This is a genomic window from Streptomyces sp. NPDC001750 (assembly GCF_042892615.1).
Classification (GTDB): domain Bacteria; phylum Actinomycetota; class Actinomycetes; order Streptomycetales; family Streptomycetaceae; genus Streptomyces.
This window is the reverse complement of sequence record NZ_JBIAUE010000009.1, coordinates 61,192-73,809: the sequence shown is the minus strand read 5'-3', so window position 1 is coordinate 73,809 and position 12,618 is coordinate 61,192. Positions and strand designations below refer to the sequence as shown.

The 12,618-nt window shown below is 73.0% G+C and carries 10 protein-coding genes; 7 read left to right on the top strand and 3 right to left on the bottom strand.

Annotation, left to right across the window (positions count from 1 at the left end):
• Nucleotides 1-181: 181 nt before the first annotated feature.
• Nucleotides 182-1,402 carry an acetyl-CoA C-acetyltransferase gene (locus tag ACFYY6_RS16450; protein WP_351517214.1) on the bottom strand — a complete coding sequence of 407 codons (1,221 nt, stop codon included), beginning with the start codon at nucleotides 1,400-1,402 and terminating at the stop codon, nucleotides 182-184.
• Between the two features lie 336 nt (nucleotides 1,403-1,738).
• The gene (locus ACFYY6_RS16445) at nucleotides 1,739-2,833 is read right to left on the bottom strand and encodes an SGNH/GDSL hydrolase family protein (protein ID WP_389193918.1); all 1,095 of its coding nucleotides are present in this window, start codon (nucleotides 2,831-2,833) and stop codon (nucleotides 1,739-1,741) included.
• 167 nt (nucleotides 2,834-3,000) lie between these two features.
• On the opposite strand from ACFYY6_RS16445, the gene ACFYY6_RS16440 reads away from it, so the two are divergent.
• Complete coding sequence (locus ACFYY6_RS16440) at nucleotides 3,001-4,407, top strand: cystathionine beta-synthase (protein ID WP_351517215.1); 1,407 nt, start codon at nucleotides 3,001-3,003, stop codon at nucleotides 4,405-4,407.
• A 407-nt stretch (nucleotides 4,408-4,814) separates the two neighbouring features.
• Here ACFYY6_RS16440 and ACFYY6_RS16435 read toward each other — a convergent pair whose 3' ends face one another.
• Entirely contained in the window at nucleotides 4,815-5,234 is a 420-nt protein-coding gene (locus ACFYY6_RS16435) for a hypothetical protein (protein ID WP_351517216.1), read from the bottom strand.
• Nucleotides 5,235-5,538: 304 nt separating this feature from the next.
• Here ACFYY6_RS16435 and ACFYY6_RS16430 point away from each other — a divergent pair, with 304 nt between their 5' ends.
• The 6 genes from ACFYY6_RS16430 (at nucleotide 5,539) to ACFYY6_RS16405 (ending at nucleotide 12,367) form a co-directional block, all read left to right on the top strand.
• Entirely contained in the window at nucleotides 5,539-6,384 is an 846-nt protein-coding gene (locus tag ACFYY6_RS16430) for a MurR/RpiR family transcriptional regulator (protein WP_073792104.1), read from the top strand.
• Complete coding sequence (locus ACFYY6_RS16425) at nucleotides 6,381-7,067, top strand: hypothetical protein (protein ID WP_388650316.1); 687 nt, start codon at nucleotides 6,381-6,383, stop codon at nucleotides 7,065-7,067. The genes ACFYY6_RS16430 and ACFYY6_RS16425 overlap by 4 nt, the downstream gene beginning before the upstream one ends.
• Nucleotides 7,068-7,235: 168 nt before the next feature.
• The gene (locus tag ACFYY6_RS16420; protein ID WP_351517307.1) at nucleotides 7,236-7,772 is read left to right on the top strand and encodes a hypothetical protein; all 537 of its coding nucleotides are present in this window, start codon (nucleotides 7,236-7,238) and stop codon (nucleotides 7,770-7,772) included.
• Nucleotides 7,773-7,917: 145 nt separating this feature from the next.
• Nucleotides 7,918-9,579, top strand: coding sequence for a urocanate hydratase (gene hutU, locus ACFYY6_RS16415; protein ID WP_351624179.1), 1,662 nt, complete (start codon nucleotides 7,918-7,920; stop codon nucleotides 9,577-9,579).
• Nucleotides 9,580-9,761: 182 nt separating this feature from the next.
• On the top strand, nucleotides 9,762-10,982 hold the full coding sequence (locus ACFYY6_RS16410) for an allantoate amidohydrolase (RefSeq protein ID WP_351517220.1): 1,221 nt from the start codon (nucleotides 9,762-9,764) through the stop codon (nucleotides 10,980-10,982).
• On the top strand, nucleotides 10,973-12,367 hold the full coding sequence (locus ACFYY6_RS16405) for a formimidoylglutamate deiminase (RefSeq protein WP_389193680.1): 1,395 nt from the start codon (nucleotides 10,973-10,975) through the stop codon (nucleotides 12,365-12,367). The genes ACFYY6_RS16410 and ACFYY6_RS16405 overlap by 10 nt, the downstream gene beginning before the upstream one ends.
• The last annotated feature ends 251 nt before the right edge of the window (nucleotides 12,368-12,618 follow it).

Below are 12,618 nucleotides of genomic sequence, written 5' to 3'. Positions count from 1 at the left end.
TGGTGGTCGCGTTTCGCTTCGCTTGTGCTGCGGGCAGGTGCCGCCCTCGTTCCTCGGGCGACCCCTACCCTCCGCTCCAGCTCAGCTCATCCGCTTGTGTTGGTGGTCGCGTTTCGCTTCGCTTGTGCTGCGGGCAGGTGCCGCCCTCGTTCCTCGGGCGACCCCTACCCTCCGCTCCAGCTCAGCTCATCCGCTCGATGACCATGGCCATGCCCTGGCCGCCGCCCACGCACATGGTCTCCAGGCCGAACTGCTTGTCGTGGAACTGGAGGCTGTTGATCAGCGTGGTGGTGATCCGGGCGCCGGTCATGCCGAAGGGGTGGCCGACGGCGATGGCGCCGCCGTTGACGTTGACCTTCTCCAGCGGCAGGCCGAGGTCGCGGTAGGACGGGATCACCTGGGCGGCGAACGCCTCGTTGATCTCGGCCAGGTCGATGTCGTCGATCGTCAGCCCGGCCCGCTTCAGCGCCTGCTTGCTCGCCTCCACCGGTCCGTACCCCATGATCTCGGGGGAGAGGGCGGAGACGCCGGTCGAGACGATCCGGGCCAGCGGGGTCAGGCCCAGCTCGCGCGCCTTCGTGTCGGACATGATCACGAGCGCGGCGGCGCCGTCGTTGAGCGGGCAGCAGTTCCCCGCCGTGACCAGCCCGTCCGGGCGGAACACCGGCTTCAGGCCCTGCACGCCCTCCATGGTGACGCCCGACCGCGGACCGTCGTCCTTGGAGACGACCGTGCCGTCGGGGGTGGTGACCGGAGTGATCTCGCGCTCCCAGAAGCCCTTCTCGATGGCTTCCTCGGCGAGGTTCTGCGAGCGGACGCCGAACTCGTCCATGTCCTGGCGGGTGACGCCCTTGAGGCGGGCCAGGTTCTCCGCGGTCTGCCCCATCGCGATGTAAGCGTCCGGCACCAGGCCGTCCTCGCGCGGGTCGTGCCAGCCCTCGCCGCCCTGCTCCGCGCGGGCGGCGGTACGGGCCTCGGCGTCGGCGAACAGCGGGTTGTGCGTGTCCGGCAGGGTGTCGGAGTTGCCCTTCGTGAAGCGGGAGACCATCTCGACACCCGCCGAGATGAAGACATCGCCCTCGCCCGCCTTGATGGCGTGCAGCGCCATCCGGCTGGTCTGCAGGGAGGACGAGCAGTACCGGGTGATCGTGCAGCCGGGGAGGTGGTCCATGCCCATCTGCACGGCGACGATCCGGCCCAGGTTGTTGCCCTGCTCGCCGCCGGGGAGGCCGCAGCCGAGCATCAGGTCGTCGATGTCCTTCGGATCCAGCTCGGGAACCCGGTCCAGCGCGGTCCGGATGATCGTGGCGGTCAGGTCGTCCGCGCGCAGGTCCTTCAGCGAACCCTTGAAGGCCCGGCCGATGGGGGAACGGACGGCAGAGACGATCACGGCTTCGGGCATCACGCGGCTCCATGAGGGCTGGAAGGCGGGTTCGGGCAGGTGCTGACTTGGAAGTTACCTGTACGTAGATGCTGGGTCATCGGGCAGCGCATGTGACGCCGACCTCTTTTCTAAGCGCTCGCTCAGTCCGGGGCCCGATCGTTCCCGCCGCCCGTCCGGCAGGCTGCCGGGCCGTCCTGTCCGGCCGCCGCCGAGCCGGATCGTACGGCCCCGGTAGGTTGCCGACCCGAGTCGTACGGTCGGTCACCGCCCCGGGCCGTCCGGCCGGCCGTCGAGCCGTCGCGTCCGGCCGGTCGCCGACTCGCTCGGGCCGGACCGCCCTGCGGCGGGCCGCCGTCAATTGGCACGGAGGTCCCGCGACGACCTTCTCCGTTCCTTCTCCTTTCGCGACTCCCCGTACGACTCGGCCGCCGCCTCCGCGGGGGCCGCCTTCCGCAGTGCCGTGTCCCCGCTCGTCCCCGGGTGCGGGTGGGGCTCCGTCGCGGTGGGCAGGCGCCGCCGCCTGCGGTGCTTGAGCAGGGCCCATGGCGCCCGGGCCCCGGTGACCTCGGTACCGGCCTCCTTGGCCGCCTGGGAGGCCGCCTTCGCCACCGGCAGCATGTCCTCGCGCCGGTCCCCGTCCAGCCGGTCGGTCTCCGGCCACAGACCCAGCACCGCGCAGAGCGTCGGCAGCACCGCCATCGCCGCCGTGGCGTACCCCTCCGCCGACGGGTGGTAGTTGTCCGGGCCGAACAGCTCCCGGGGGTTCGCCTCGAACTCCGGCCCCAGCAGGTCGCCCAGCGACACCGTGCGCCCGCCCTGCTCCACCGCGCCGATCGTCTGGGCCGCCGCCAGCTGTCGGCTCACCCGGCGGGCCAGCCAGCGCAGCGGCTGGTAGACCGGCTCGATCGTGCCGAGATCCGGGCACGTGCCGACCACCACCTCCGCGCCCGCCGTACGCAGTCTGCGCACCGCCGTGGCCAGACAGCGCACCGACTGCGTGGCGGGAATGCGATGCGTCACGTCGTTCGCGCCGATCATGATCACGCAGACGTCGGGCACGGCGCACGGATCGGCCAGCAGCGACGAGACCTGCCGCTCCAGATCGTCCGAGCGGGCACCCGGCTGCGCCACGTTGCGCAGGTCCACCGGCCGCTCGGACACCGCCGCGAGCCCCGAGGCGAGCAGTGCCCCCGGCGTCTGGCCGGCCCGGCGCACCCCCTGCCCGGCGGCCGTGGAGTCGCCCAGCAATCCCAGCCGCAGTGGTTCGGCGGGCCCGGCGAACGCCGCCCCGTACCGCCCGTCCGCGCTCGGCGGAACCGGTGCGATACCGCCGCCCACGTGCCGTTTCGCCAGCTGGACCTCCGCCAGCAGGACGCCTACCGCCGCCGCGCCGAGCAGCCCGATGCTGCCGCCGCCGTAGGCCGCGCCCGCCGCGATCCGCCGTGCCACTCGTGCTCTCGACACAGTCCGGTCCACCTCTCGTCGCCGTACCGCCGTACGTACATCTCATTGCCCCGCGGCGGCCGTCGCTCAATCACTCCGTCCGTTCTCCCGCCCGTTCTCCCACCTGTGCGCATACGCTGGCCGCACCCCATACGGAGACCCCGGAGTAGACGGTGCAATTCCACGATTCGATGATCAGTCTTGTAGGCAATACCCCGCTGGTGAGGCTGCGCAGCGTCACGGCCGGCATCCAGGCGACGGTTCTGGCCAAGGTCGAGTACTTCAACCCCGGCGGTTCGGTCAAGGACCGCATCGCCCTGCGCATGATCGAGGCGGCCGAGGAGAGCGGCGAGCTGCGGCCCGGCGGCACGATCGTCGAGCCGACGAGCGGCAACACGGGTGTCGGCCTGGCGATCGTCGCCCAGCAGAAGGGGTACAAGTGCATCTTCGTCTGCCCGGACAAGGTGTCCACGGACAAGATCAATGTACTGCGCGCCTACGGTGCCGAGGTGGTCGTCTGCCCCACGGCCGTCGACCCCGAACACCCTGACTCGTACTACAACGTCTCCGACCGGCTGGTCCGCGAGACGCCGGGGGCCTGGAAGCCCGACCAGTACTCCAACCCGAACAATCCGCGCTCGCACTACGAGACGACCGGTCCGGAGCTGTGGCAGCAGACGGACGGGAAGATCACCCACTTCGTCGCGGGTGTCGGCACCGGCGGCACGATCAGCGGCACCGGCCGCTACCTGAAGGAGGTCAGCGACGGCGCGGTCAAGGTCATCGGCGCGGACCCCGAGGGCTCGGTCTACTCCGGCGGCTCCGGACGCCCGTACCTCGTCGAGGGCGTCGGCGAGGACTTCTGGCCGACCGCCTACGACCGGACGGTCACGGACGAGATCGTCGCCGTGTCCGACAAGGACTCCTTCCAGATGACCCGCCGTCTCGCCAAGGAGGAGGGCCTGCTGGTCGGCGGCTCCTGCGGCATGGCGGTCGTCGCTGCCCTGGAGGTCGCCGGGCGGCTGGGCCCGGACGACGTGGTCGTCGTCCTGCTGCCGGACAGCGGACGCGGGTACCTCAGCAAGATCTTCAACGACGAGTGGATGGCCGACTACGGCTTCCTGGAGGACACGGGCCCGTCGGCCCGGGTCGGGGACGTGCTCGACCACAAGGACGGCCCGGTTCCGGCGCTCGTCCACATGCACCCCGAGGAGACCGTCGGCGAGGCGATCGAGGTGCTGCGCGAGTACGGCGTCTCGCAGATGCCGATCGTGAAGCCGGGTGCGGGCCACCCGGACGTGATGGCCGCCGAGGTCGTCGGTTCGGTGGTGGAACGGGAGCTGCTGAACGCGTTGTTCGCGCAGCGCGCCTCGCTCTCCGACCCGTTGGAGAAGCACATGTCGCCGCCGCTGCCGCAGGTCGGCTCCGGCGAACCGGTCGAGGACCTGATGGCGGTGCTCGGCGGCACGAACGCGGCGGACGCGGCGATCGTGCTGGTCGAGGGCAAGCCCAAGGGAGTGGTCAGCAGGCAGGACTTGCTGGCGTTCCTGGCCAAGGACGCGGCGGGCGGCAAGCCGTAGCACCCCCGGGCCTGCCGGGCACGGCTTCGCGAACGCGCCCGTGCGGGCTTCGCGAAAACGGTACGAGCGCGACACGTGCGCGCAGCACCGGCTTAACACGGGTCCGACACAGTGAGGGGTGTCGGCGGGGAAACCGGCCGACACCCGATACGGCGACACGGACTACGGAGCGGCTCCCGGACCTCCACCGTCGCCCGGACGCGGTGACCGGCCCCGACCCGGACCGTGTTCCTCGCGGGGACCGCCGTCGTCCCGCCCTCCGGACCCCGGGGGTGCGGCGGTCCCCGCGACACCGCCCGTGCCTCGCGTCCCGGGCCCCGTGCTTCCTTCTTCCGTTGCCTCCTCCGGGCCCGTCCGGTCCCGTTCTTCCGTTGCCCCCTCCGGGCCCGTCCGGCCCCGCGGCGGGCTCATTCGTCCCAGTCGGACTTCGAGTGGCCGGAACGCCGCCGGAACCAGGGCCAGTCGCGGGCCGCGTGCACGGCGTTGACGCCGATGACGCCGAGCCAGGCGATGATCAGGCCCTCGGTGTGCGAGGCCGCGGCGGCGATCGCCGACAGGGGAATGGCCAGGATCAGCGAGATGATCCCGAAGCCGTAGCGCTCTCCGAAACCGCCCAGGGGCTGCGGCTGACGAGCCCCTCTGGCGACGCTCACCTGCTGCTCGGCGAGATGACGCCGTACGCGCCGGTCCAGGGTGGTGTCGAGCCGTTGTTCCACCTTCTCCAGGAAGGACTCGACGAGCGCGGACTCGTAATCCGAACCCAGCTCGTTACGGGCGTGCAGGGTGGCATCGAGTTCGGTCTTGAGCTCCGGGTCTCGGGTTTCCATGACTCTCACGGTACGAACCGGCGGCTTTGCGGGCAGTGGGGCTATCCCCCCTGTTTTTCCTCCGGCCGTTCCACCGCGCGTACCGGCCCCGGGCGACGCCCGGCATCCGCTCGGAGCACCGGCCGGAACGGGACCGGTCGTAGAAGCCGGACGCGACGGCTATGAGGCGCGGCGCCGTCCTGTCCCACCACAGCTGTCGGCGTCCCGTCCGGGCCCTGCTGCATATGGACATGCAGGCGCCTTGCTGGCTGAATGGTTTTGTCGGCGCCGGACCGTGGTGCGACGGAACTACCGAGAGGACAGCATGAGCGGGAGCAACCCGGCCGCGCGGTTGCAGCAGCTCTTCGAAGGGCGTCGGCTCACCCCCACCCAGCGGCGGATCGCGCACTGGATGGTGCGCAGGGCCGGGGACGTTCCGTTCCTGTCGAGCGTGGAGCTGGCCGAGCTCGCCGGGGTCAGTCAGCCGTCCGTCACCCGGTTCGCGGTGGCGCTCGGCTTCGACGGCTATCCGGCGCTCCGCAAGCACCTGCGGGAAGTGGCCCCCGCCGGGCCCGGGCCGGGCGGCGGTGACGACACGTACAACGAGTACCAGCAGGCCGTCCTGGGCGAGATCGAGAACCTCCGGCACCTGGCCGATCTGCTCGCCGACCCCGCGCCCGTCGAACGCGCGGGCAGGATGCTTGCGGCCTCCCGGCCGCTGCCGGTGCTCGGGCTGCGGGCCGCGTCCTCGCAGGCCCGGGGATTCGGGTACTTCGCGGCCAAGGTCCACCCCGACGTCCGGGTGCTCGACGAGGGCGGCAGCATGCTGCACGACCGGATCGACGCGGCACGGCGGGCGGGCGCCACGGCCCTGATCTGCTTCGCGCTGCCCCGGCACCCGAAGGAGGTCGTCGACGCCCTCGGCTACGCGCGGGAACAGGGACTGGCCGTCGTGTCGGTCGCGGACTCCGCCTTCGCGCCCGTCGCGAAGTTCAGCGATCTGCTGATCCCGGCGGCCGTCGGCACCGGGCTCGCCTTCGACACCGCGTGCGCGCCCATGCTGCTGGGCCGGGTGCTGCTGGAGGCCATGTGCGACGACCTGCCCGACGCGCAGGCGCGGCTGGAGGAGTTCGACGCGCGGGCGGTGGCGCGGGGACTTTTCGTCGAGTGACGTCCCGACGCACTGCGCACCGGACGCCGGACGGCCAGGCGGTGCTCGAACTGCTGCCGGGAACGGGGGTGGCGCTGCCGGGCGGGGCCGGGGTGCTGCGGTTCGGGGCGGGCCCCGACGAAGCCCGTGCCCGGTTGTCGGCCGCCGCGTCCGAGACGTACCGCGGACTCCAGTGCGGGGCGCTGACCCTCGCGGACTACCCCGAACCACGCCACGCCCATGCCGCCTGGCTCGACGGCCATCTCTTCCAGCCCGGCTGGAACACCGTGGCCCTGTTCGACGGACTCCAAGTGACCCTGGCCGCAGGCGGCCCGGACGCGGTGGACAGGCTCGCCCGCGTCGAGGTCCGGCGGCTGACGTCACCGCGGTCGGCGTCGGGGGAGGGCGCCGCGTGCGTGGCGTGGGACGGAGTCGATCTGTTCGGGCACTCGGCCGAGGAGATCCTCTCCGTGCTCCCGGAAGCCGTCCCGCTGCCGGACCCGGGAGCGGGCGCGGCGGTGGGCGCGGTCGCGGACGTGGCGGTGCCGCGGCTCGGGCTGCGCCTCGGCGAGAACGGTCCGGGCAGTTCCGGATGGAGTCGCCTCACCCTGACGGCGGACGGGTTCGCGGGATGGTCGGGATGCTGCCCGGGACGTCTTCGCTGCGAGGCGGGCGGCGACGGCCTGGTGGGGATCCTGTACTGAACGGCGAGGGTCACGCATGGGGATCGCGTGGGCCGGACGCCCCGCCGGCCGTCGCGGTTTCTCAGGACCTCTTCATCCGCGGCCACTAGCCTCCAGGTCGGAAGGCCGGCAGGAGCCGTGAGCGAGAGGGGTACGGACGTGGGGCGCGGAGCGCAGTCGTTGGCGAGAGTGGCCGTGGTCGTACGGGCCGGGGCGGCGCCGCTGTGGTGGCCGGGGCTGGTCGCCGCGGCCGTCGGCGCCCTGGTGCCCGGGGTCACCGGGCGACGGATCGGGCTGCTGGCCGGAGCGGCGCTGTTCCTGATCACGGCGGCCGCGGTGGCGCTCGTTCGCGGTCGGCGCTACGCGGAACTGGCCGGGCGTGCCACCCGGGCCGGGCGGTCCGACTTCCTCCAGGACCGGGCCGTGACCGTGCGCGACTGGCGGCGTCGGCACCGGTGGTGGCTGCTCGGGGCGTTCCTGGTGGCGGTGGCGAGCGCGTTCCTGCTGCCCGGGGCAGGTGGGCTGGTGCTCGCCGGGGCGGGTGCCGGGCTCTGGATCAAGGCCCTCCGGATCGGGCGGCGCGAGCACCGCGACGACGTCCTGTACTGGGTCGGGACCGACCGGGTGGCGCGCGGGCGGCCCGCGGGCAGGCAGGTGGAGGAGTACCGGACGACCGGGCCGATGGCGGGCGACGCCCGGCCCGGCGGGGCGCGGCGGCGCCGCTGAGGCGGCGCGGCACGGGACGGGAGCGCCGGGCCGCCGGGCTGTCTCGCCGGGCCGCGCCGACCGGGCCCACCCGGGACTGTTGACTACGAGTATTCAGAACATCAGGATGTGAATAGGAGGCTTACAGTCACGAGGAGGCGTCGCCATGTCAGGATCCCGACCGGTACGGGCACCGCGCGGTACGGAGCTGAGCGCCCTGGGATGGCAGCAGGAGGCCGCCCTCCGAATGCTCCAGAACAACCTGGACCCCGAGGTCGCCGAGCACCCCGACAAGCTCGTCGTCTACGGTGGCACCGGCAAGGCGGCCCGCGACTGGCGCTCGTTCGATGCGATGGTGCGCACGCTGCGGACGCTCAAGCAGGACGAGACGATGCTCGTCCAGTCCGGACGCCCGGTCGGCGTCATGCAGACGCACGAGTGGGCGCCGCGCGTGCTGATCGCCAACTCCAACCTGGTGGGCGACTGGGCGAACTGGGAGGAGTTCCGCCGGCTGGAGGCCCTCGGGCTCACCATGTACGGCCAGATGACCGCCGGATCGTGGATCTACATCGGCACCCAGGGCATTCTCCAGGGCACCTACGAGACGTTCGCCGCCGTCGCCGCGAAGAAGTTCGGTGGAACGCTCGCGGGCACCATCACGCTCACCGCGGGGCTCGGCGGCATGGGCGGCGCCCAGCCGCTCGCCGTGACCATGAACGACGGCGTCGCGATCTGCGTCGACTGCGATCCGCGCGCCATCGAGCGCCGGATCGAGCACCGCTACCTGGATGTGCGCGCCGACTCCCTCGAACACGCGCTCCAGCTGGCCGTCGAGGCCCGCGACGCCCGCAGGCCGCTGTCCATCGGGCTGCTGGGCAACGCGGCGGAGCTGCTGCCGCGCATGCTGGCCGAGGGCGCGCCGATCGACATCGTCACCGACCAGACCAGCGCGCACGACCCGCTCTCGTACCTGCCGACCGGGGTCGACTTCGACGACATGGCCTCGTACGCGGCCAAGGACCCGGCGGGTTTCACCACCCGCGCCCGGGAGTCGATGGCCCGGCACGTCGAGGCGATGGTCGGGTTCATGGACGTCGGGGCCGAGGTCTTCGACTACGGCAACTCGATCCGCGGCGAGGCGCGACTCGCGGGCTACGAGCGGGCGTTCGCGTTCCCCGGTTTCGTGCCCGCCTACATCCGGCCGCTGTTCTGCGAGGGCAAGGGCCCGTTCCGCTGGGCCGCGCTGTCCGGCGAGGCGTCCGACATCCACAAGACCGACAAGGCGATCCTCGACCTCTTCCCGGAGAACGAGTCGCTGCGCCGCTGGATCACGATGGCCGGTGAACGCGTCCACTTCCAGGGACTGCCCGCCCGGATCTGCTGGCTCGGCTACGGCGAGCGCGACCGGGCCGGCGAGCGGTTCAACGACATGGTCGCCTCCGGTGAACTGGCCGCCCCGCTGGCGATCGGCCGCGACCACCTCGACTGCGGCTCGGTGGCCTCCCCGTACCGCGAGACCGAGGCCATGCTCGACGGCTCCGACGCGATCGCCGACTGGCCGCTGCTGAACGCCATGGTCAACGTGGCGTCCGGCGCGTCCTGGGTCTCCCTCCACCACGGCGGCGGTGTCGGCATGGGCCGCTCCATCCACGCCGGGCAGGTGACCGTCGCCGACGGCACCCCGCTGGCGGGCGAGAAGATCCGCCGGGTCCTCACCAATGACCCGGGCATGGGCGTCATCCGGCACGTCGACGCCGGTTACGACATCGCGGAGTCCGTCGCCGCCGAGAAGGGCGTGCGCGTGCCGATGACGGAGGGCGACCAGTGAACCGGCCCCCCGGCACCGAAGCCGGTACGGGAACGGGAGACGCGGGCACGGGTCCGGGCACAGGTACGGGTTCCGGTGCGGGGCCGGGTTCCGGTACGGGCGCGGGTACGGGTTCGGTTTCCGGGCCGGCCGTGACGGGGGCGCCGGGTGCGGCCCCTGTCGGCGCCTCGTCGTTCCATGCCATGTGGCGCGAGCTCCTGCCGGTCGGCCGGCACCCGGACAGCGGCGGCTACCGCCGCTACGCCTGGACCGGCGCCGACGTCGAGTGCCGTGCCTGGTTCCGGGCCCAGGCCGAGGCGCGCGGGCTGACCTACGAGGTCGACCGGAACGGCAACCAGTGGGCCTGGCTCGGCGACCCCCTGGCCGGGGACGCCGTCGTCACCGGGTCGCACCTCGACTCCGTGCCGGACGGCGGGGCCTTCGACGGGCCGCTCGGCGTCATCTCCTCCTTCGCCGCGCTCGACGAACTGCGCCGCAGGGGAGTGGAGTTCACCCGGCCGCTGGCCGTCACCAACTTCGGTGACGAGGAAGGGGCCCGCTTCGGGCTCGCCTGCGTGGGCTCCCGGCTCGCCGCCGGGCAGCTGACCGTCGAGGCGGCGCACCGGCTCCGCGACGGCGACGGCATCACTCTGCCGCAGGCCATGGAGGCGGCCGGACACGACCCCGGCACCATCGGCCCCGATCCCGAACGGCTCGCCCGTATCGGCGCGTTCGTCGAGCTCCACGTCGAGCAGGGGCGCGCCCTCGACCTCACCGGCGACCCGGTCGGCATCGCTTCCGCGATCTGGCCGCACGGGCGCTGGAGGTTCGACTTCCGCGGCGAGGCCAACCACGCGGGCACCACCCGGCTGGCCGACCGGCGCGATCCGATGCTCACGTACGCCGAGACCGTGCTGGCCGCCCGCCGTGAGGCGGAACTCGCCGGAGCCGTCGCCACCTTCGGCAAGGTCGCCGTCGAGCCGAACGGGGTCAACGCCATCCCCTCCCTCGTCCGGGGCTGGCTTGACTCCCGCGCCGCCGACCAGGACCACCTGGACGCCGTGGTCGAGGGCATCGAGCGCGCCGCCCGGGAACACGCCGAGCGGGCCGGTGTCGACCTCGACGTCGTGCGCGAGTCCTTCACGCCCGTCGTGGAGTTCGAGCACGCACTGCGCGACGAGCTCGGCAAGATCCTCGTGGAGCGCGGCGGCCAGGGGCGCCCTGCCGGGCGCGCCGTGCCCGTCCTCGGGACCGGCGCCGGACACGACGCGGGTATTTTGTCCGCTTCGGTCCCGACCGCCATGCTGTTCGTACGGAACCCTACCGGGATCTCGCACTCGCCGGCCGAGCACGCCGCCGAGGACGACTGCGTGGCCGGGGTGATCGCACTCGCCGACGTACTGGAGGGTCTCGCGTGCCGCTGACGACACGGCCGACGCAGCCGACGGGCGGACCCGTCACCGAGACGTACTGGCTGTCCCACGCCTGGCTCGGCACCCACGTCGAGCCGGACGTAGCGCTGGACGTGTCCGGCGGGGTCGTCGTGGGCGTCCGCACCGGCATCACCACCCCGCCGCCGGGCGCCACCGTCCTGCGCGGGCTCACCCTTCCCGGGCTCGCCAACACCCACTCGCACGCCTTCCACCGCGCCCTGCGCTCCACGGTCCAGGTCGGCTCCGGCACGTTCTGGACCTGGCGCGAGATCATGTACCAGGTCGCCTCCCGGCTCACCCCCGACTCGTATTTCGACCTGGCCCGCGCGGTGTACGCCGAGATGGCCCTGGCCGGGATCACCGCGGTCGGCGAATTCCACTATCTGCACCACGCGCCGGGCGGCACCCGCTACGACAACCCCAACGCGATGGGGGAGGCACTGATCGCGGCGGCGGGCGAGGCAGGCATCCGGATCACCCTGCTGGACACCGCGTACCTCGCCGCCGGGTTCGGCGACGGGCCCGAGCACTACCGGCAGCCCGACCCGCACCAGCTGCGGTTCTCCGACACCACCGCGGACGCCTGGGCCGAACGCGCCTCCCTCCTCGAGGGCGGCGACCACGCCCTGATCGGCGCGGCCGTCCACTCCGTGCGCGCCGTCCCCGCCGCGCAGCTCGCCACCGTGGCCGCCTGGGCCGAGGAACGACGGGCCCCGCTCCATGTCCACCTCTCCGAACAGCCTGCGGAGAACGAGGCGTGCCTCGCGGCCCACGGCCGCACGCCCGCCCGGCTCCTCGCCGACCACGGAGTGCTCGGCCCCCGGACCACCGGCATCCACAACACCCACCTCAGCGCCGAGGACATCACCCTCCTCGGTTCCTCGGCGACCGGCACCTGCATGTGCCCCACCACGGAACGCGACCTCGCCGACGGAATCGGCCCGGCCGTCGCCCTTCAGCGGGCCGGTTCGCCGCTCTCCCTCGGCAGCGACAGCCACGCCGTGATCGACCTCTTCGAGGAGGCCCGGGCGATGGAACTCGACGAGCGCCTGCGCACCCGGACCCGCGGCCACTGGACCGCCGCAGCCCTGCTGCGCGCGGCGACCGCCGACGGGCACGCCGCACTCGGCCGGCCCGAGGCGGGCATCCTCCAACCCGGCGCCCCCGCCGATCTGACGACGGTCGCCCTGGACTCCGTCAGAACGGCGGGACCGACACCGAGGCTGGCCGCCGAAGCGGTCGTATTCGCCGCCTCCGCAGCCGATGTGCGGCACACGGTCGTGGCGGGCCGGCACATCGTCCGCGACGGGCATCACACGCTGGTCGAGGACGTCCCCGGGGCGCTCGCCTCGGCGATCTCCGCACTGCACCGCTGAGCCCGGCGACCTCGGGGACGGCGGCTCCCGGAGCGCTCGCCACGGGCCCCGGGCCGTCGCCCCCGGAACCGTCGGCGGCCCCGCGAGCGGCCGGCTTCCCCGGGCCGCCGCCCGCGGGGACGGCGGCTCCCCCCGGACCGCCGCCGCTCCCGGGACCGCGGCGCGGGCCGCCCCGTACACCCGTCGGCCGGGTGTCCCGTGCGGCCCCCCGCCCGCCCGGCGCACCCCCCGACGAGCCGACCCGCACACCC